General features: G+C 66.8%; 18 protein-coding genes. 6 read left to right on the top strand and 12 right to left on the bottom strand.

Annotation, left to right across the window (positions count from 1 at the left end; genetic code table 11):
• Nucleotides 1–4: 4 nt before the first annotated feature.
• From B9Z03_RS06445 to B9Z03_RS06405, 9 genes are all read right to left on the bottom strand, one after another.
• Nucleotides 5–1459, bottom strand: coding sequence for an aldehyde dehydrogenase family protein (locus B9Z03_RS06445; protein ID WP_085463441.1), 1455 nt, complete (start codon nt 1457–1459; stop codon nt 5–7).
• A 37-nt stretch (nt 1460–1496) separates the two neighbouring features.
• Nucleotides 1497–2261 carry an SDR family NAD(P)-dependent oxidoreductase gene (locus tag B9Z03_RS06440; RefSeq protein WP_085463440.1) on the bottom strand — a complete coding sequence of 255 codons (765 nt, stop codon included), beginning with the start codon at nt 2259–2261 and terminating at the stop codon, nt 1497–1499.
• 14 nt (nt 2262–2275) lie between these two features.
• Nucleotides 2276–4387 (bottom strand): hydantoinase B/oxoprolinase family protein, encoded by a 2112-nt coding sequence (locus B9Z03_RS06435; protein WP_085463439.1) that lies wholly within the window; start codon nt 4385–4387, stop codon nt 2276–2278.
• A 1-nt stretch (nt 4388) separates the two neighbouring features.
• On the bottom strand, nt 4389–6494 hold the full coding sequence (locus B9Z03_RS06430) for a hydantoinase/oxoprolinase family protein (protein WP_085463438.1): 2106 nt from the start codon (nt 6492–6494) through the stop codon (nt 4389–4391).
• Nucleotides 6495–6512: 18 nt separating this feature from the next.
• Nucleotides 6513–7490, bottom strand: a complete 978-nt coding sequence (locus tag B9Z03_RS06425; RefSeq protein WP_085463437.1) for an ABC transporter permease — start codon at nt 7488–7490, stop codon at nt 6513–6515.
• A complete protein-coding gene (locus B9Z03_RS06420; protein WP_176247455.1) occupies nt 7487–9016 on the bottom strand; it encodes a sugar ABC transporter ATP-binding protein in 1530 nt (509 codons plus the stop codon). Before B9Z03_RS06420 ends, B9Z03_RS06425 begins: the two co-directional genes overlap by 4 nt.
• A 1-nt stretch (nt 9017) precedes the next feature.
• A complete protein-coding gene (locus B9Z03_RS06415) occupies nt 9018–10067 on the bottom strand; it encodes a sugar ABC transporter substrate-binding protein (RefSeq protein ID WP_085463435.1) in 1050 nt (349 codons plus the stop codon).
• A gap of 139 nt (nt 10068–10206) precedes the next feature.
• The gene (locus tag B9Z03_RS06410) at nt 10207–10995 is read right to left on the bottom strand and encodes an SDR family NAD(P)-dependent oxidoreductase (RefSeq protein ID WP_085463434.1); all 789 of its coding nucleotides are present in this window, start codon (nt 10993–10995) and stop codon (nt 10207–10209) included.
• A 90-nt stretch (nt 10996–11085) separates the two neighbouring features.
• Nucleotides 11086–12639, bottom strand: coding sequence for an acetolactate synthase large subunit (locus B9Z03_RS06405; RefSeq protein ID WP_085467523.1), 1554 nt, complete (start codon nt 12637–12639; stop codon nt 11086–11088).
• A 219-nt stretch (nt 12640–12858) separates the two neighbouring features.
• Here B9Z03_RS06405 and B9Z03_RS06400 point away from each other — a divergent pair, with 219 nt between their 5' ends.
• From B9Z03_RS06400 to B9Z03_RS06385, 4 genes are read left to right on the top strand one after another with little or no spacing between them, the layout of a single operon-like run.
• The gene (locus tag B9Z03_RS06400) at nt 12859–14013 is read left to right on the top strand and encodes an LLM class flavin-dependent oxidoreductase (RefSeq protein ID WP_085463433.1); all 1155 of its coding nucleotides are present in this window, start codon (nt 12859–12861) and stop codon (nt 14011–14013) included.
• Nucleotides 14014–14022: 9 nt separating this feature from the next.
• Nucleotides 14023–14937 (top strand): alpha/beta fold hydrolase, encoded by a 915-nt coding sequence (locus B9Z03_RS06395; RefSeq protein WP_176247454.1) that lies wholly within the window; start codon nt 14023–14025, stop codon nt 14935–14937.
• 9 nt (nt 14938–14946) lie between these two features.
• Nucleotides 14947–15837, top strand: a complete 891-nt coding sequence (locus B9Z03_RS06390; protein WP_085463431.1) for an alpha/beta fold hydrolase — start codon at nt 14947–14949, stop codon at nt 15835–15837.
• 12 nt (nt 15838–15849) lie between these two features.
• Nucleotides 15850–16239, top strand: a complete 390-nt coding sequence (locus B9Z03_RS06385) for a RidA family protein (protein ID WP_085463430.1) — start codon at nt 15850–15852, stop codon at nt 16237–16239.
• A 12-nt stretch (nt 16240–16251) separates the two neighbouring features.
• Here B9Z03_RS06385 and B9Z03_RS06380 read toward each other — a convergent pair whose 3' ends face one another.
• Nucleotides 16252–17052, bottom strand: coding sequence for a polysaccharide deacetylase family protein (locus B9Z03_RS06380; protein WP_176247453.1), 801 nt, complete (start codon nt 17050–17052; stop codon nt 16252–16254).
• 98 nt (nt 17053–17150) lie between these two features.
• Here B9Z03_RS06380 and B9Z03_RS06375 point away from each other — a divergent pair, with 98 nt between their 5' ends.
• Together B9Z03_RS06375 and B9Z03_RS06370 are read left to right on the top strand one after the other, a co-directional pair.
• Nucleotides 17151–17351, top strand: coding sequence for a hypothetical protein (locus B9Z03_RS06375; protein WP_085463428.1), 201 nt, complete (start codon nt 17151–17153; stop codon nt 17349–17351).
• Nucleotides 17352–17445: 94 nt separating this feature from the next.
• On the top strand, nt 17446–18363 hold the full coding sequence (locus B9Z03_RS06370; protein WP_176247452.1) for an AraC family transcriptional regulator: 918 nt from the start codon (nt 17446–17448) through the stop codon (nt 18361–18363).
• Between the two features lie 103 nt (nt 18364–18466).
• Here the strand turns inward: B9Z03_RS06370 and B9Z03_RS06365 are convergent, their stop codons facing one another.
• Together B9Z03_RS06365 and B9Z03_RS06360 are read right to left on the bottom strand one after the other, a co-directional pair.
• A complete protein-coding gene (locus B9Z03_RS06365; RefSeq protein WP_139832184.1) occupies nt 18467–19570 on the bottom strand; it encodes an LLM class flavin-dependent oxidoreductase in 1104 nt (367 codons plus the stop codon).
• A gap of 113 nt (nt 19571–19683) precedes the next feature.
• Nucleotides 19684–20550 (bottom strand): polysaccharide deacetylase family protein, encoded by an 867-nt coding sequence (locus B9Z03_RS06360; RefSeq protein ID WP_085463425.1) that lies wholly within the window; start codon nt 20548–20550, stop codon nt 19684–19686.
• Nucleotides 20551–20558 lie beyond the last annotated feature (8 nt).

Genomic DNA, 20558 nt, shown 5'->3' with positions numbered 1-20558 from the left:
GGTCCTACCGCAGTACGATGTTGATGGTCTTCGTCTCGGTGTAGCTGAGCATCTCCTCGATGCCCTCCTCGCGGCCGACGCCGGAGTTCTTCATGCCCCCGAAGGGCACGCCGAGATAATGCGCCGAGCAGCCGTTGACCCAGGTGTGGCCGGCGCGGATCCGGCGCACCATGCGCAGCGCGTTGTTGATGTCGTTGCTCCACACCGCGCCGGTCAGGCCGTATTCGGTGCTGTTCGCCAGTTCCACGGCCTCGTCGAACGTCTTCCATTTGCCGACGGAGAGGATCGGTCCGAACACCTCTTCCTGCCAGAGGCGCATTCCGGGCTCGACACCGGCATAGACGGTCGGCTCGACCCAGAAGCCGCGTTCGAAGCCCGCGCCTTCGGGCCTGCGCCCACCCGTCATCAGCCGTGCGCCATCCTTCTTCGCCGCCTCGAAGAAGGCCAGCACCTTGTCGTACTGCATGCGCGAATTGACCGGCCCCATACCGGTCGCGGGGTCTTGCGGGTCGCCGAGGCGGATCGCCTTGACCTTATCGATCACCAGCGAGAGCACGCGGTCGTGGATATCCTCGTGCAACAGGAGACGCGACGTCGACCCGCAGGACTGGCCCTGCCAGGAGAAGTTCATGCCGCGGATCGCCGCGTCGGCGATCGCCTCTGGATCGGTGTCCGGGAAGGCGATCAGCGGGTTCTTGCCGCCAAGCTCCAACGTGACGTGCTTGACCGCGACATCGGCCGCCGCGCGCTGGATGGCGCGTCCGGTGGCCGGCGAACCGATGAAGGCTATGCGCTTCACCAGCGGATGGCGCACCAGCGCGTCGCCGGCCGTGCGCCCGTCGCCGGTCACGATGTTGAACACCCCCGGCGGCAGTGCATCGCGGGCGATCTCGGCCAGGATCATCGCCGACAGCGGGCTCGTCTCCGGCGGCTTGACCACCACCGCGTTGCCGGCGGCGAGTGCCGCGGCGGTGCGGGCGACCGCAAACATCAGCGGATGGTTGAACGGCGCGATGCGCACGACCACGCCATAGGGCTCGCGAACCGTCATGTGCAGGTTCTCGTGCGTGGCGGGAATGGTCTCACCCTTCAGCTCGTGGATGAGACCGGCGTAATAGTCGAGGCTGTCGACCGCGACGCCGACATCGCCGCGCATCGGCGTGATCGTGTTGCCGGTGTCGGCCACTTCGACACGAAGGATCTCCTCGGCGCGGGCGCGCAGCGCCTGGCCGAAATCGCGCAGCACGCGACCGCGCGCGGCGGGCGTCAGCTCCGCCCAGGCCGGCCAGGCCGCATCGGCTGCGGTGACGGCCGCATCGACGTCCGCCACGGTGGCGCGCGGCACGCGGCCGATCACCTCCTCGGTCGCCGGATTGATCGATTCGTCGAACGCCCCGTCGCTGGCGTGAACCAGCTCTCCGCCGATGAGCATCCGGTCGGCTTGCGTCACATAGGCCATCTCACATCTCCATATTGCGCCTGACGGGACCGGCCCGTCAGTGCATCACCATCCCGCCGTCCACATTGAGCAGCTGGCCGGTGATCCAGCGCGCCTCGGACGACAGCAGGAAGATGATCGGCGCCGCGATGTCGTCCGGCGCGCCGGCCCGCTCGAGGCATTGCTGGCGGATCATCGCCTCGCGCTGCTCCGGCGTGACCGTCTTGCGCTCGATCTCGGTGAAGGTCGGCCCGGGCGTCAGCGTGTTGACGCGGATATTGAATCCGCCGAGTTCGCGCGCCATGGCGCGGCTCAGCCCCATCACTCCCGCCTTCGACGACACGTAATGCGCATAGTTCTGCCGGCCGAAGAGCAGGGTCGAGGAGGCGATGTTGACGATCGAGCCCGCGCCCGAGTTACGCAGTGCCGGAAGGGCCGCCCGCGACATGTTGAAGACGCCCTTCAGGTTGACGTTCTGGACGCGATCCCATTCCTCGGTCGGGATTTCCCAGAACGGCCGCATCTGCAGCGTCGAGAAGATCGAGGCGTTGTTGACGACGCCGAACACGCCGCCGAACGCCGCCTCCGCCTCGCCGACCGCATTGGCGCAGCTCGCCTCGTCGGACACGTCGGTGCGGACGAAGATCATGCGGCCGGCGCCGTCAGGGTTCTCCGCGACCACGGCGCGACCGCCCTCATCGTTCCAGTCGGCAATGCAGACGTCGACGCCTTCCGCCGCCAGCATCAACGCCAGCCGCCGGCCAATGCCTTGGGCGGCGCCGGTGACGATCACGCCACCGCGCGTGGGAAATCTCGATGCCATGATGCGTGTCTCCTTCAGGCACTCAACGCGATTGTGTGCAGGGATGGGTCGCCGCGCCGCACGACTTCCACTTCGAGCATCGTTCCGCACTCGCCGCAGAGATGCTCGCGCAGTTCCAGCTCGGCATGGGTGCGCAAATGCGGCCCGTAGCTGTCCGCCCCGACCGGCCGCGTCGTTGCCGCCGCCTTCCAGTTGCCGCTCGCAGCTCCCAGGTCGCAGCCGCAACCACAACGGAAACGCCCGCCGGCAAGATGCAGGTCCTTAGCTCCCGGTTCCGTGGCAGGCCGCCGGCCAAGCCGTCCGAACCGGATTTCCGCGCGACGACCACGCGTCGCTGCGGCGTCCACCGCATCGCCGTCGAGCACGACGCCATACTGCCGCTCGGCGGCGCCAACGCTCACATGGCCGTTGCGGATGTCGGCGAGCACGGCCTGCGGATCGCGCTTCAGCGGATCGCCATAGCCGCCGCCACCCTGGAAGGCGTAGCCGAGCACGTCGCGCGGCGAGAGCGCCATACGGCCCGGCTTCGGGCCAAGCTCATCGACGCCGACGTCCTTCAGTTCGTCCGCCGAGGCGGCGAGCCCGGCAATCGCGGCGGCGTCGCCTGCGTCGCGTTTAATGAAGTTGCGGCCACAAGCGCCCGGTTGGCCGCCGAAAAGACCGGTGGAATTAGGCACCTCGACGCCATGGCCGAGCATCATCGCATGCAGACCCGGCGTCTCGTAGGGCGCGATCGCCAGCGAGGTGCCGGCGCCGCCGCGCATGCGCCCTGGCCCGCCGGTGTCGGGCACGAAGCCACGATAGAGGTAGAGGAAGGGCCCGTTCGCTTCGTTGGACTCGACATTGGCGATCGCCGGGCGCGGCACGCAGTAGTCGCCCGAACCGTCGAGACCGTCATGGTCGACGAACGCCCCGCCGCCGCCGGCGGTCGAATCGAGCAGGAAGGTGCCGAAGGGGCCGCCGTCGCGGTCCTGGCCGGCCAAGGTCATCACCATCATGTGGCCCTTGGTGACGGCCTGGCCTTCCTTCGCATGCGCTGGGGAGCAGGCAACCATGCGCGACAGCGCGGCCACGACGACGTTCTGGACGATCCAGGCTGTCGAGATCGTGCCCGAGGAAATCGGGGCCGGCCAGGAGGCGTTGCAGAGAATGCCCTCCGGCGCGACGAAATCCACAGCGCGGATGATGCCCTCGTTCCAGCGGATCGTCGGCGCGAGGATCGGCAGAAGGCCGGTCAGGGCCGCGCCCCGCATGCCGGAGAAGGTGCAGTTGATGAAGCCCGGCGCCTGCGGCGAGGTCCCCGTCATGTCAAGGGTCAGGCTGTCGCCCTTCTTCGTCGCGGTGACGACCACTTCGTAGAGGCGGTTCTCGTGCCCGTCATGCTCGATGTAGTCGCGTGCCCGGAAGACGCCGTCGGGAAGCTCGCGCAGCGTCTGGCGCATCTGGCGCTCGGAGGCATTGATCTCCTCGGCCATGATGGTCGACACGGTGTCGGCGCCGTATTTGTCCATCAGCGCGCGCAGCCTGTTCGCCGCAACGTTGTTGGCCGCGATCATCGCCTTGAGATCGAGGCCCAGCACATGCGGCAGGCGCGTCATGCCCATGATCATCTGCCAGAGGTCTTGCCGCAGCACGCCGCCCTCGACGAGCTTGATGCCTGGAAGCAGCATGGCCTCCTGCTGGATCTCGGTCGCGCCGATCGCCCAGGAGCCGAAGCTCATCCCGCCCACGTCGAGCTGGTGCGCGCAGGAGCCCGCCCAGGCGACGTGACGGCCTTCGTGGAACACCGGCGCCACGATTGACACGTCCGGCTGGTGGATCGCGCCGCGATACGGGTCGTTCAGGATGAACATGTCCCCGTCGCGGATGCCCGGATTCTCCGAGAAGTTCTCGATGATCGAGCGGATCACCGTCGACATCGTGCCGGTGTGGAAGATCACCTGCGGACCCATCGTCACGATGGAACCGTCCGGCAGATAGATGCCGTTGTTGAAGTCGGTCGCCTCGGTGACGACGGGCGATCCCGAAACGGATTTGAGCGTGATCGCCTGTTCCTCGGTGATGGCGCCGAGCTTGTTGCGGACCACCTCGAAGGTGATCGGGTCGATGGCGGGAGCGGAGCTCATCCTATGCCTCCACGTTCTGTTCGATGGTGATGTTGGCGCCCTCGTCGAGCCGCGCGTACTGGCCGGCGGCGACGAAGACCGAGGTTTCGGGATGTTCGATGACCGCCGGGCCGTCGATGCGGAAGCCAACCGGCAGGTCGCGCCAGTTGTAGACGGCGGTCTCCATCCACTGCATGGCGACCGGCTCGAAGATGCGACGGCGGCCGGCGGCCGGTTCCTTGACCGACGTTTCGACTTTGAGCTCGGGCCTCCGCGCCGCGCCGAAGGCCTCGACGCGCACGTTCGTTAGTTCGATGCCCGCTTCGCGGAACGCGGAGCCCTTGCCGTAGGTCTGCTCGTAGGTCTCCTCGAAGCGCGCGACGAGCTCTTCGAGCGCAGCCTGATCCACGGCCCCGGCGGGGAAGGAGATCATCAGGTCGTTGGTCTGGCGCCGGTAACGCAGGTCGGCGGCGCGCAGCAGCCGCACGTCGTCGGCAGCGACTCCCGCCCGCTCCATGGCAGTACGGCAATCCTCCTCGAGCTCCGCGAAGGCCGAGCCGACCGCGCAAGGGTCGAGCCCCTCGCTCAGCTTGCGCGGCCCGCCACCGCCGCGCATCAGCATCGAGCGCTCGCGGGAATACTGGACGTCGGCGGCAAGTGCTCCATAGGCGGAATGCGCCATCGAGGTGACCGGCACGATCATCTTCGGCACGCCAAGCTCCGCGCCGTAGCCGGCGCAGTGAACGGGGCCGGCGCCGCCATAGGCGAAGATGACGAAGTCGCGCGGGTCATGGCCGCGGCCGATCGTGACCTCGCGCAGCGTATCGGCCATCTGCGCATCGACGATGCGCCTGATGCCGGCGGCCGCCTCCTCGACGGAGAGACCGAGCGGCTCGGCGATCCGGTCGCGCACCGCCTTTTCGGCCGCAGCGCGGTCGAGCTTCATCTTGCCGCCGAGGAAGGTCTCGGGGTCGATGATGCCGAGCACGACGTCGGCGTCCGTGACCGTCGGCTCCGTGCCGCCGCGGCCGTAGCAGGCCGGTCCCGGCCAGGCGCTGGCGCTGTCGGGACCGACGCGAAGCTGGCCGTCGACGACACGTGCGATGGAGCCGCCACCGGCGCCGATCGCGCGCACCTCGATCATTGGCGTGGCGATATGGAAGCCGCCCGCCTCGTGGTTCAGCGACATCAGCGGTTTCTCGTCGACCACGATGGCGACGTCGAAGGAGGTGCCGCCCATGTCGGTGGTGATCAGGTTGCGATAGCCGAGCCGGCGGGCGAGGTGGACGGAGCCCATCACGCCGCCGGTCGGACCGGAGGTCACCAGCGTCACCGGGCGTCGGGCGGCCTCCGCGACCGGCATTACGCCGCCGGCGGAATTGAGAATGGAAAACGCCCCCTTGAAGCCGCGACGGCGCAGCATCTGCTCGATGCCGTCGAGATAGGAGACCACCTTCGGCGCAAGATAGGAATTCAACGCGGCGGTCGCGGTGCGCTCATATTCGCCGATGACGGGCGCCACGTCGCTCGACAGCGTCACATAGGTGTCGGGCGCCATCTCCCGGATGATCGCGCCGGCGCGCCGCTCGTGGTCGGTGTTGCGGAACGACCAGAGGAAGGCGACGGCAAAGGTCTGGACGCCCTGGTCGAGCAGTTCGCGCACGGCCGTGCGGACGCCGTCCTCATCGAGTTCGACAAGCACCTTGCCCTGGTGATCGACACGCTCGCGGACTTCGCGGACCAGGCTGCGCGGCACGATCGGATCCGGATAGCGGCGGCGCGAATACCAGCCCAGCCGGCTGACCGGCACACCGGCGGTGAAGCCCATCAGGCGCTGGATCGCCAGCGTGTCGCCGAAGCCGCGCGTGGCGAGAAGCCCGGTGCGCGCGCCGTCGCGTTCGATCACCGCATTGGTGGCCTGCGTGGTGCCATGGCCAAAGGCGGTGACCTTCGCAAGAAGCTCCTCGGCGGTCATGCCGATCTGCTCGGCCGCGTTGCGTACGGCGTCGAACACGCCGACTTCCAGCTCTCCCGGCGTCGACAGCGCCTTCGTCGTGGTTAGGCGACCCTCGCCGTCGACGAGCACGAGGTCGGTGAACGTGCCGCCGATATCCACTCCCAGATACATATCTTCCTCCCGATCGATCTATCGCTTGGTCGCGGCCGCAGCGCGGACCGCCATCCAGCGGGCGAGCGCGACTGCAAGCAGCAGCGCACCGCCATTGAAGAACTGTTCGACGTAAAAGGCCGCGCCGAGCTGCTGCAGCCCTGAGATGCCGGCGGCGAGCACATAGACGGCGATCACCGTGCCCCACGCGTTGAAGCGGCCCGGGCCTGCGGGCGCCGCGCCTAGAAATACCGCCGCGAAGGCGGGCAGCAGATAATTGAGCCCGATGTTCGGATTGGCCGAGCCGAGAATGCTGGTCGACAGGATGCCCGCCAGCGCGGCGAGCGCGCCGGACACCATGAAAACCTGGACCGTGATCCGCTCGACCGGGATGCCGACCAGCCGCGCCGCCTTGGCATTGCCGCCGATGGCGTAGCACCGCCGTCCCCAGTCCGTGTAGCGCAGCACGGCCCACATCAGCGTCGCGACGGCCAGCACATAGACAAGCGGCAGCGGAATGCCGAACAGCCGCCCGCGGCCGAGCGCCAGGAAGTAGGACGGCATCTGGCCGAAGAGAGACGAGCCGCCGGTATAGAGCTGGGCGAAGCCCTGGATGACGATGCCGGTCGCCAGCGTCGTGATGAAGGCGTTGAGGCCGGCGCGGGCGACAAGCAGGCCGTTGATCAGGCCGATGAGCATGCCCACGCCGACCACAATGGCGCCCGCCAGCAGCGGCGGCACGCCGTGATGGATGATCAGCCCTGCGCACAGCGATTGCGCCAGGGCCAGGGTGAAGCCGATCAACATGTCGAACTGGCCGCTGATGAGCGGCAGCACCGCCGCCAGCGCGAGCAGCGCCAGCACCGCGTTCGTCGAGAAGATCATCTGCGCGTTGGCGAACGAAAAATAGCTCTGCGGCAGCAGGATCGAAAAGAAGGCCACCACGACGATGAGCATCAAGAACAGCGAATTCGCCCAGAGCGCCTTGCCGATGGCGGAATGATCGAGCGCACTCATGACGCCAGCCCTTGCATTGTTGCCGTTGGCAACGGCGCGTGGCCGCCATGCGCCTCCATGAACAGTCGATCCCACGTCACGTCCTCCCCCGAGATCTCCGCGCAGATGCGGCCGTCGCGCACCACCAGCACACGGTCGGCCACGGCGACGATCTCCTCGAAATCGCTCGAGCCGAACAGCACGGCGGTTCCCTTGCGGACCGCCCGACGCAGCAACTCGTGCAGCTCGGCGCGCGCGCCGACGTCGACGCCCGCCGTCGGATCGATCAGCACCAGCGCCTTGGGCTCGGCCATGAGCGCGCGGGCGAACAGCACCTTCTGCTGGTTCCCGCCCGACAGCGACTGCATCGCCGCCTCGCCGCAATTCCTCGGCCGCACGTCGAAATCGGCGACCAGCTCGCCGGTGCGCACCCGCTCGCCGGGCAGGTCGGGACGACCCCGGCCACGAAACAGCCGGTCGGCGAACAGGTTCTCCCGGACCGCCCGTTCCGCGAAGGCTGCGCGGCTGCGATCGCCGAGAACGATTTCCAGCCCGGCCGCGCGCGTGGCCGCGGTGCTTCCAGGCGCAATCGCCTGTCCGCCAATGCCAATCCTGCCTTCGACAGGTGTCGCGATCCCGGCAACCATCTCGCAAATGGCGTCGTAGCCCGAGCCGATGATACCGGTGATGCCGACGATCTCGCCCGCCGACACCGAAAGTGCTGCGCCATTCCCGACAACGCCGCCGCGAATGCCCTCTGCCTCCAGTCGGACCGCGCCACCGCCTCCGCCGACCGAAGCCCGGCCCAGGCCGAGCGACTTGCCGGCGATCCAGTTGACCACCTGCGCCATGTCGACCGAACCGACCTCCGCCGTGGCGATGGTGCGGCCGTCGCGGAGCACCGTCAGCCGGTCGCAGAGCTGGAATACCTCTTCCAGGCGATGCGACACGTAGATGAACGCCGCGCCGTGATGGTCCCGCGCCGCCCGGATGGCCTCGTGGACACGCGCCACGTCCGGGCTCGGCAGGGCCGCGGTCACCTCGTCGACGACGATCAGCCGCGCATCGCCGGACATGGCGCGGGCAAGGGCCAGGATCGCTTTCTCCGCCACCGACAGGCTGCCGACAAGGGCCTCCGGATCCACCGTGAGCCCGAGCCGGGCAAGCTGTTCCCCGGCACGCCGGGATGACGCACGATGGTCGATCAGCCCGGCGCGACGGACAAAACCGCCGACCAGGGCCATGTTCTCCATCACGCTCATTGTGTCGATGAGACCGAGATCCTGATGCACGAAGCGGATGCCCGCGCGCGCGATGTCGTCCGGCCCGAAGCCCGCCGGCAGCGTCTCTCCGGCAATCTCGAAACTGCCGGCATCGGGCGCGTGGACCGCGGCGAGGATCTTGATGAGCGTCGACTTCCCGGCGCCGTTCTCGCCGAGAAGCGCATGGATCTCGGCCTCGCCGACCTCTAGATCCACGCCGCGCAGGGCGACCGCGCCTCCGAAGGCCTTGGTCGCACCTCGCACCGAGAGAACGGACCCGGACATCTCACTTGCCCCAGAGCTTCCGGAATTCCGCCTTGTAGTCCAGATCGCCGAGCCAACCCTCGGTCGTCGGCGCGTTGTCCTTGTCGACCAGCCGATCGACGACCGTGACATTTGCCGGCGCCGCACCCGCAAAGGCCCGGACAAGCTCATCGGCCGCCTGCCAGCCCATCCATTCGGCCGGGTCGGCGATCGTCATCGCGTATTCGCCATTGCGGATCGCCGCGATCGTCTGCGGATCGCCCTCGTAGGAGCCGACACGGACGGCGCCGATGCGCCCGGCCTGGCGGACGCCTTCATTGGCGAAGAAGCCGTTCGAATCGAACGGAGCGATGACGTAGTTGGCGTCCGGGCGCCGGCTGAGCGCGGCAGCGACCGCGCCGGGCAGACGCTGCGCCATGGTCGCGAGCGTCGACTCGACCGCCTCGACGATCTCGCAGCCGCCACAGCTCGCAATGCTCTCGCGGAAGCCCGCGCCGCGCTGCACGAGTTCGGGAAAGATCGGGTCCTCGACGAGGATGATCTTGGCGGTCCCGCCGGAATCGGCCTCCACCCAGTCGGCCGCCAGCGCGCCCTGTGCCACGTGGTCGGGCCTGACATAGGCGAAGACGCTGTCGGCCTGCTCCGGCTTCGGGTTGAAGACGGACACGACCGAGATCCCGGCTGCCTTGGCCTGCGCCAGCGCATCGCCCACCAGCATCGGCGGCACCGCGGCGAGCACGATGCCGTCAGCCTTCGCCGTCACCGCCGACAGGATGCCGGCATTCCACGCGGCCGGATCGCCGCGGCCGTCGATGACGCGGACATCCCAGCCGAGCACTGCGCCCGCCTCGACCACGCCATTGGCGGCGCGGACGCAGCCGATGCCCTGCGACGCGCAGGTTATGACATAGATGTTCTTGCTGCCCTCGGCCTTCACGGCCTCGGTCGGGCCGGGCCAGGTCGTCTTCGCCTCGCGCGCGGTCGCAACGGCGGATTTTGCATCCTGCGCCAGCGCGGCGCCAGAGATCGCCAAGACGCTGGCCGCGGCCAGCATCGCCTGCCTGAAAATCATGTTCTCCTCCCGTGACGCAAACCGAGCGTCTAGCCGTTAGCTAAAGGAGGAGGCCTCATGTCGTCCAATATATAGTTCGCCTACTATCCATAGGCATTTGACTATTGATCTATCAGGCCCGGATGTCCGGCCTCCTCCTTTAGCGATAGCCCCCTCCAGCTACCGTGATCGTCTGGCCACTGACATATCCGCTTTCCTCCGTCGCCAGAAACCGCACCGCATTGGCGATGTCCTCGCCCGACGCCAGCCGCCCGAGCGGGATATGCGCGTAGAGCTTCTGCTGCTCCTCCGGCGGCAGCGAGCGGAAGCGCTGCGTGATGCGCGCATCCTCGCCCGGCAGCGTCAGCCCGGGGCTGACGCAGTTCACCGTGATGCCGAACGGGCCGAGATCGTTGGCGAGCTGCTGCGTCAGGCCGACGACCGCCATCTTGCAGGTTACATAGGGCAGCCGGCCGCGCACCGTGCCGACCGAGCCGAACACGCCCTCACGCAATGAGGACGAGATGTTGATGATGCGGCCGTAGCCTTGCGCCTTCATCCCTCCCACGAGCCCGCGCGTGAAGCGCATGCCGCTGGAGAGCGTCAGAGAGAGCACGAATTCCCACTGCTCGTCGCTGATGGTCTCGACGTCGTCCCCGGGTTCCGTTCCGCCGCCACCGACATTGTTGACGAGGATCGCGGCCGGGCCGAAATCCTCCTGCACCTGCGCGCACACGGTCCGGACCTGATCGGACGATGTCGCGTCGCAATGATAGGAGCGGAAGCGCTGTCCCGTGCCCTGCCTTCCGCCGGTCAGCCGCTCGCGCTCGACCGGCTTGATGTCGATCGCGGCGATATCCGCGCCGGCATCCCACAGGGCACGGCTGATCGCCGCCCCGATGCCTTCGGCGGCACCCGTGACGACCGCGACCTTTCCTGCAAACGACATCTGAACCTCCTGGAAAAGGAAGCCGTCCCGGTCAGGAACGGCGCATGACGAAATTCGCGGAGAGGTCGGCCCCGAACATCTTCGGCCCCCTCAGATGACCGCCTCGATGAGAAAAGGACCTCTGGATTCGAACGCCGCCGACAGCGCTTTCCTGAAACCGGCAACCGTATCGACCCGGCGTCCCTCGACCCCCATGCCCTCGGCAAGCTTGACCCAGTCGAGCGACGGCTCGACCAGCTCCAGCATGCGGCGCGCATTCGGCCCGGCGTCGGATACGCCGACATTGCGCAGTTCCGTCTCGAGAATGCGATAGGCGCGGTTGGCGAAGACGATCGTCACGACGTCGAGACGCTCGCGCGCCTGGGTCCACAGCCCCTGCACGGTATACATCCCGCTCCCGTCGGCCTGCAGCGCCACCACCTTGCGACCCGGCGCGCCAATCGCCGCACCAGTGGCGAGCGGTATGCCGATGCCGATCGAACCGCCGGTCAAGGACAGGAAATCGTGCGGCCTCGATGTGTGCGAGCGCGCGAAGAAATCAGCGCCGGAGGTCAGCGATTCATCGCAGACGACCGCGCCGTCCGGCAGCGTTGCCGCCACGATGTGCGCAATGGTGGCCGGGGTGAGGGGGCCGTCCGGAAGCGCCGAGATGTCATCCGCCTCGTAGGCCGATGCCGAAGCGACTGCATCGCTCGCGCCGACCCGTTCGGCCAGTTCCTCCAGCACCGCCTCGAGATCGTGCCCCCTGCCCGCGACGTCGACGATACGACAGTCCGGTCGGGTGAGCCGGCCCGGCTTGCCGGGATAGGCGAAGAAGGCCACGGGTGGCTTCGCGCCCACCAGGATCAGCGTCTGCACATCCGCGAGGAACGCGACCGCCAAGTCGACGGGATACGGAATACGGTCCACAGGCACGCGGCCTGCGCCGCGTTCCATGCGTGCATTTCCCGTCTCGGCGAAGATACGGACGCCGGTCGCCGCGGCGATCCTGCCGGCAAGCTCCAGGGCATGCCCCTGCAAGGCGCGCCCGCCGAGAAGGATCGCAACGCCCTCCGGGGCGGAGAGCGCGCGAGCGGCCTCGCCCATGCGCGAGATGTCGAGTACGGCAGGTTGCGGCTGACGCGATGGCGTCGCCCGCTGCTGGCCCGCATTGCCCCATGCCGCGTCGGCGGGCAGGATCAGCGTGGCGATGCCGGGCGTGGAGACGGCTTGCGACCACGCCTCGGTCGCGACCTCGCGGATCAGCGCCGCATCGCTGGCGCGGCCCACCCAGTGCGACATCGGACGGGCAAGGCTCTCGATATCCGAAGTCAGCGGGGCGTCCAGCGGCAGATGGTAGCCGGCGTGATCGCCGACGACGTTGATGATCGGCGAGTTCGCGCGGCGTGCATTGTGCAGGTTGGCCAGACCATTCGCGAGACCCGGTCCGAGATGGAGCAAGGTCGCGGCCGGTTTGCCGGTCATGCGGGCATAGCCATCCGCCGCCCCCGTCACGACACCTTCGGACAGACCCAGCACGCAACGCATGCGCGGGTTGCGGTCCAGCGCCGCGACGAAGTGCATCTCCGACGTTCCGGGATTGGCGAAGCAGGTATCCACGTCGTGCGCGAGAAGCACGTCGCACAGGAGTTCCGCACCGTTCACATGCACACCTTAGCTGTTTTTGGGCCGACGGAGAGTCTTGGGCCGGAGGGTCGATAGCGATCGGATATTCGGCGTGCGCGCGGGGCGGAAGCTGCGACCTCGACCAGAAAAACATCCGGGCGCTGCCGCGAAAAGCCCTGCATGGCCTTCCGAGGCGGCCGGTCATAAACGTCCCTGAGAACATTTTCCGGGCCGACAGGACCCGCATGGAGGCCGCCGATGACCCAGCTCGTCCATCGACCCAACAACCCGCTGTTCGGGGCCAACAAGCTCAAGATCGGCATCTTCGGCACCAACGGGAAGGGTTCGGCCCACACGCTCGTGCCCGAGGCGTACAAGCCGGCCTGGGACAACGTGATCCGCACGGCGAGGCTTGCCGACGAGTCCGGCTATGAGGCGATCGTCGCCTATGCGCGCTGGAAGGGCTATATCGAAGGCCGCATCGATCATCCGGCCGGCATCATCCTCGACCCGTTCACCTTCGCGGCCGGCGTCGCGCAGGCCACGTCCCACGCGGCGGTGTTCGCCACCAGCCACGCGCCGACGATCCACCCCATCGCCGCCGCCAAGCAATGCGCAACGATCGACATCATCTCCAACGGGCGTCTCGTGCTCAACGTCGTTGCCGGCTGGAACCGGCCGGAGCTCGAAATGTTCGGCGCGCCGCTGCGCGAGCACACCGAACGCTACGAGCATCTCGCCGAATGGCTGGAGATCATTCGCCGGCTATGGACTGCCCGCGAGGAATTCGATTTCGAAGGAACATATTTCAAGGTCAAGGCAGCGATGTCGATGCCGCAGCCGGTGCAGAAGCCCTGCCCTCCCATCATGAGCGCTGGCGGCTCCGACACCGGCCGCCGCTTTGCTTGCGCCCATGCTGACATCTGCTTCCTCCTGCTGCACTCGGAAGATCCCGAAGAGTGGCGTCATCAGATCAGCGCCTACAAGCAGTTCGCCCGCGACGAGTTCGGCCGCGAGGTCCAGGTCTGGACCTATGCGCCGATGGTGCAACGCGATACGATGAGCGAGGCACAGGCCTATCTCAACCACTACGCGGTCGAGCAGCAGGACAAGGAGAGCGTCGACGGCTGGGTCGCCGGAAACGCGGCGACTGCCAAGGGCATGTCGCCCGAGACGCTGGCCAAGTTGCGCAACCATTTCGCCGCCGGCGGCGGCGGCAACCAGCTGGTTGGCACCGCCGACCACATCGCCGAACGGCTGACGCAGCTGTCGCAGGCCGGCCTCGACGGAATCCTCTTCACCTATGTCGACTTCATCGACGGGATGACCCGGTTCAACCGCGACGTCCTGCCCATCCTCGAACAACGCGGCCTCCGCGCGCCCTTCGCGCCCGTGGGCAAGGCGGCCGCCTAGGAGAACATGATGCTGCAACCAGCCCGAGCCGCGACGACGGCTTTCCCGCAACGCTCGTACATCGATGTCGGCGGCATCCGCACCGCCTATCACGACCTCGGATCGGGAGAGCAGACGATCGTCTTCGTCTATGGCGGCAATTTCGGCGGCGCGGAGGCGTCGTCGAGCGCCGCGGTGTGGAGCCTCAACGCCGGCCCGCTCTCGGAGAAATACCGCGTCGTCGTTCCCGACAAGATCGGCCAGGGCTACACGGACGTGCCGGAGCGAGACGAGGACTACGTCATGTCGCGCGTGGTCCGGCATATCGCAGACTTCATCCGCGCGATGAAGCTTCCCCCTGTCCACATCGTCGGCCATTCGCGTGGCGGCTTCGCCTCCGCCCGCCTGACGATGGAGTATCCGGAACTGGTCCGCTCGCTGTCGATCGTCTCGTCTGGCACGCTCAGCCCCGGCGTCGGCACCAACGAGGTGACGCTGGCCAACCCGCCCTTCCCGCCCTTCACGCGGGAATCGGCACGGTGGGTCTACGAGAACTACTGCCACAACCCCGAAACGGTCACCGAGGAATGGCTGGACGTCGTCATGGATGTCCTTTCGCAACCGGTCTACCGCAAGGGCGTCTCGAAAATGGTGGAAGAGAAGCTCGGCGTCCGCCTCTTCCTGCCCGACCTCGCGCGCTACAAGCGCGAGACGCTCGCCTGGATCAACGAAGGCCGGCTGCAGCGCCCGACCCAGATCGTCTGGGGCTTCAATGACCGCACGGTAGTCGCGGAGCGCGGCGTCGAGATGTTCAACATGATCTCCGCGCACGAACGCCGCACAACGCTCAACCTCGTCAACAAGGCGGGGCACTTCGTCTACCGGGAACATCCCGACCGCTTCAACGCGTTGCTCGACGCCTTTGTCTCGCTCTATAGCGCCTAGGAGGGATTCATGACCAAGCTGACCGAATCCTTCGCCGCCATCGATGGCGTCCGTACCCGCGTCCTGGCCGGCGGAGCCGGTCCCGGACCGGCCACGGTCCTGCTGCACGGCGGCCTGCCGGGCGTTTCGCCCTTCTGCGGCGGCACGCATCTGTGGGGCTCCATGCCGGACCGGCTGGCCGAACGTGGCCGCATCTTCGTGCCGGACCTTCTGGCGAGCGGCGACACCGAGGCCGGCGTCGGGCCGCTTACGGTGGAGCGCATGGTCGCGCACGTGACTGCGTTGATCGACAGCCAGGCGCGGGAACCGGTGCAACTCGTCGGCCACGACCTTGGCGGCCTCGTCGCGCTCTGGACGGCGATCGATCATCCGGACCGCGTCGCCTCGCTCACCATCGTCGCCAGCAATGCGGCCTCGCCCACGGGCGACGGCGTGGAGAACCTGTCGCTGCTCAGCCCGCCGCGACCGCTCTGGTCGCGCGAGTCGCAGGCATGGGCCTACGACCGGCTTTCCTACAGCCATCACCACATCGACGCCGACCTGCTCGACGCTTCGGTCAGGGCGGCAGGGCTCGCCGGTCACAGGGCGGTTGCAGACCCGGATCGGCCGGCGACGGAGAGCGATATCCAGGTCTCGATCATGCGCGCCAAGTCGCGTTTCTTCCGCGTCGCGCGCGAAGCTGGCGTTCGCGTGCCGACACAGATCATCTGGGCGAAGAACGATCCGCTGGTGTCGGTCGATCACGGCGTCTGGCTCTACCGGATCATCGCTGCCAAACAGCGCGCGGCGCACTTCCATCTGATAAACCGCTCCGGATCTTTCCCCTTCCGCGAGCAACCGGACGAATTCTTCCGCCTTCTCACGGCATTCCAGTCGGGATTGGCCGCGGAAGCGGCCTGAGCCGGCGTTGCGATGCGCCGGCTGATCGCCACGAACTCGCCGTTCGAGCGGAAATACGGCTATTCGCGCGCCGTAGTGGACGAGCCCTTCGTGTTCGTCTCCGGCGTCGTCGGCTACGAGGAAGGCTCAACGACGCTGCCGCCCGACATTCGCAGGCAGGTCTGGAACTGCTGGCGCATCATCGGCGATGCGCTAGCCCAGGCGGAGTTTGACCTCGCCGACATCGTGCGCGCCACCTATTACGTGACGGACCGCGCCTACATGGTTCCGGTGGCCGAAGTGTGCGGCGAGGTGCTCGCACAGATACGTCCGGCCTCCACCCTCATGACCGTGAGCAGCCTGATGCTGCCGGAAATGTGGGTGGAGATCGAAGTGACGGCCAAACGGCGAAGCGTCGACTGACGCCGCCGCGGCTCAGGCCGCGGCGTGTTTGTCCAGCGTCCAGCGCGCGATGTCGCATTTGCGGGTGAAATAGACCCCTTCGTGCTCGAGCGCGTAGGAGAGCATGCGCTCAATCGCCGGGATAAGAGTCGGCCGGCCGGCCATATGCGCGTGCAGCGTGATGTCGATCGAGCGCGCGCCACCTTCCTTCGCCTCTGCATAGAGCGCGTCGAACGTATCCTTGAAGCCTTCCCACATCACGCTCGGCGGATTGCGCGAGAACACCCAGTGGGTGATGTCGTTGGTAGCGAGGCTCTGGCGCGGCATCATCACGAACGGGCCGGCGCCGCTCTCGACCACGAAGGGCAGGTCGTCGCTCAGATCGTCGCCGTTCCAGATGTAGCCCTCTTCCTTGAGCAGCCGGATCGTGTGGTCGGACCCCGTGCTGCCGGGGCTCGTCCAGCCGACCGGCGCCACGCCGCCCGAGGCCTCGGTCAGCACCTGGGTGCAGCGGCGGATCTCCTCGCGCTCGGCCTCCTCGCCGGCGTCCTTGATATAGACGTCGTTGACCCAGCCATGCCCCATCACCTCGTGCCCCTCCTCGACGAAGGTGCGCACGATGTTGGGATGCGTCTCGGCGGCCTGGCCGTTCGTCGCCATCGAGGCCTTGGCACCGAAGCGGTCGAGCAGATCGAGTAGGCGCCATACGCCCGACTTCCACGCGTAGTCGGCATAGGACAGCGACAGCAGGTCCTTCTTGCCGGGCGTGGCGATGTAGTTGAACTGGCTCTGGAAGCGGAATGCCTCGAACGGCACGCCGATGGTGACGGCCATGAGTTTGCCATCCGGCCACGACCACTCACGCGGGAAGGATCTTCTTTTCCTGGTCATGGCTCGAAACTCCGAAGGGCTGGATTCTGTCCGGGGAGTCTATGGGCATCGCTGGCCATGCCCAATGCGGAGCCGATGCCCGGCTGATCGCGACAACGCAGGAATTGTTGCGTCACCGGGAAATCGAAGGCCGCGGCCTGTCGCAGGGTCTCCTCGAACGCATCCAGCCCGAACGCCGGAACCGCAACGGACGACCGCAAACACGCCTGCGGCGCAGCCTCAAAACGACGAATTCATATTGACTGTACTCTTATAATAAGTATGCATCATATCTGGAGCCGAGAGAGCCGACCTCCACCGAACAGCCGCCGAAAGAGCGGTCCGGCATCGGGGATTTTGCCTCGCACCTCGAACGCGGAGCATGAAATGATCAGTACGTCCTTACGAGTATCCGTACCGCATCAGGTCCATCGGAGCCCCAAGCTCCCGGTGACGATGCTGGGAAATGTCGAGCTCGTCACCTTGACGCTCGAGAAGGCGCAATCCGTCGAACAGCTGGCCGAACTCGCCTATACGAGGGCGGACCGGTTCCTGCTGCTGCTCGTCGAGAACGGCGCAATTGCCGTGAAACACCGGGGGCGGCGCTTCACGCTGGAGCGCAGCCAGTATGTCCTGCTCGATTGCGCGCACAGCCTGGAATTTACGGCAAGCGGTGAATATTCGATCCTGGGCATCTTCATCCCCGCCTCGCTGCTGCAGGCGCGGTTGCGCCACGTCCCGGCGCTGATCGCCCAGCCCATAACCTGCAGCGGCTCACCGTGGCGCATCGCATCGAACCAGCTCAAGCTGCTGCTCAGCGAGATCCGGCATATCCCTATGCCGATGGCCTACGGCTATGGCAGCCAGGTGATCGAGCTCGTGAGCATTGCGGTCGAGGCCGACACGCAGAGCACCATCGATCCCTCGGGCCGCCATGCGATCTTCCGGCGCTGTGCCGCCTACGTGAAGGCCAATGCCGCGGACCCGGCGCTCGGCCCCAACAAGATCGCCGACGCGATGGGGATTTCGGTCCGCTATCTGCACAAGATCTTCCACGAGTCGGACGAGACGGTCTGCGAATTCATGCGCACGAACCGGCTCGAAGTGGCCCGCAAGGAGCTCGCCGATCCGCAGAAGGCGCACGTCCAGATCCGCGAGATCGCCTATCGGGTGGGCTTCAGGAGCCAGGCGCATTTCGCGGCGGCATTCAAGCAGCGCTATGGCCTGTCGGCGACCGAATGGCGCCGCGCCGCCGGCCGGGAATTAGCCGGCTAATACGCTTCCGGTTCGGCTCTCGCAAGGCGGCTTCGGCCGCCTTGTCCTTTTCCGGCATGCCGCCGCCCGGCACTCGGCCGGACGACGAGGGGGTCTTTAGCGACTACGCGCGAAGCCCGGCCTTGGCGAGGATCGGCACCACGTTCTCGACAAGGATCGGCAGGTCCGCGACATAGTCGACGAGCCCTATCCCCGCGCCGGAGAAACCTGCCTCATGGAGGGCGATGAGCTGGTCGGCGACATCCTGCGGGCTGCCGACCAACGGGAAGTTGGTATTGCCGCCGGCGATGCGCGTGCGCATGCGATAGATCGCCTCCGGCAGCATCGCCTGTGTCTGGCGGCCCGCTACCCAATAGTCGACGGCGACATTGTCGGCCTTCTCCTCGGCATAGTAGCGGTGAAACGCCTCGGCCTCCTCCCGCGTCTCGCGGCAGACCGCGTAGCACACCGCGATCGGCTTCAGCGGCTCGGCACGGTTGCCGCTTGACGGCAGGTCGGACAGTGCCGTGATCTCCCGGCGCGCCGCTTCCAGATCCTCTGCGACCGTCAGAAGATAGTCCGACGTCTCCATGGCAAAGCTCCGCCCCGCAGGTGAGAACGCGGCGGAGATGACGACCGGCCAGGGGCGCTGGACGCTTCCAGGCATCGCCTCGGCCCGGCGGACGCCCTTGAAATGATCGCCGTCGTAGTCGAACGGCTCGGTCACGCCGGACATCAGCCGCGACCAGATCTCGAACCATTCGCGTCCGTGCTTGTAGCGTTCGTCATGCGGCAGGCTCTCGATGCCGAACATGTCGAAATCGTCCTGGTTCCAGCCGCAGACGATGTTCACGCCCGCGCGGCCGTGCGACGCGTGATCGATCGTCGCCATCATCTTTGCCGCAATGACCGGATGGATGATCGGCGTGTGAACGGTGGAGAAGACGCCGATACGCTTCGTCAGGCCCGACAGCGCAGCCGCCTGCGCCAGGGTCTCGAACGACCATGTGCGTTGGGGGATCTCGCCGGGAATGCCCTTCCACCTGGCATAGGGCAGCAGGAAATCGAGCCCGCCTTCATCGGCATAGACCGCCATCTTCGCGATGTCGTCCCAGTTGGCGGCCCATCGCTCGCTGGCGGTGGTCAGGCTCACCCCACCGTCATGCAGGTAGCCGAACAACCCCAATTTGAAGGGCGCGCCGCCTTGCATGAAAATACTCTTCTGCATCTCGAAATCCTTCCGATCCAGCAATATCCTTGAGAATAGCCCAATCGATCCTCGGCAGACCGAAGAACAATTCCGTCAGAACGTCTGATGATTATCCTGTGCCCGAACCGCCGTCAGGCGCGGGCGCCGAGGTCTATGCCCTCGATGCCAGCGGCCCAGCGGGCGATGTCGCCCTTGCGCGGGAACCAGACGCCTTCGTGTTGGCGGGCATAGGCGATGCAGCGCCGCACGGTGGGGATGAGCGTCGGACGTCCGCCCATATGGGCATGAAGCACGATCTCCACCCATTTCGGGCTGCCCTTGCGGCCCTCCGCGTAGAGCTCGTCGAATGTGTCCTTGAAGCTCTCGAAGATGACACCGGGCGGATTGTTCGCCTTCGCCCACATGATGAGGTCGTTCTGCGGCATGTTCACGCGCGGCAGGATCATCATCGGGCCGTTCTTCGTCGGCACGCTGTAAGGCAGATCGTCATTGGCCTGGTCGCCGTTCCAGATGTAGCCCTCGCCCGCGAGCAGATCGAGCGTGTTCTGCGATCCAGCCGAGCCGGGGCTGGTCCAGCCGACGGGTCTCACGCCGGCCGCGGAGGCAATGGCCTCTGTGACGCGACGGATCTCTTCCAGTTCCTTCTCGGGATCGGCGTCCTCATTGAGGACGTCGTTCTCCCAGCCGTGGCCGACGACCTCGTGCCCCGCCTGCGCCACCGCCCGCACGGCATCCGGATAAAGCTCCGCCGCCTTGCCGTTGGTCGACATCGATGCCTTGAGGCCAAGCTCATCGAGCAGGTCGAGGATCCGCCAGATGCCGGCGCGGGCGCCATACTCCGCATAGGACAGCGAGAAGTGGTCGGTCTTGCCAGGCCGCGCCTCGAGCGTCAGCTGGCTCTTGTGGCGGAACGCCTCGAGCGCGAGATTCACGGACACGGCGATGCGCGCGCTGTCCGGCAGTTTCCAGTTCGAGCGGTCCGGACGCGCAAACGACATGAGGTTCT

It is taken from the genome of Mesorhizobium australicum, from assembly GCF_900177325.1.
Classification (GTDB): domain Bacteria; phylum Pseudomonadota; class Alphaproteobacteria; order Rhizobiales; family Rhizobiaceae; genus Mesorhizobium_A; species Mesorhizobium_A australicum_A.
This window is presented reverse-complemented; position numbering and strand designations above follow the sequence as displayed.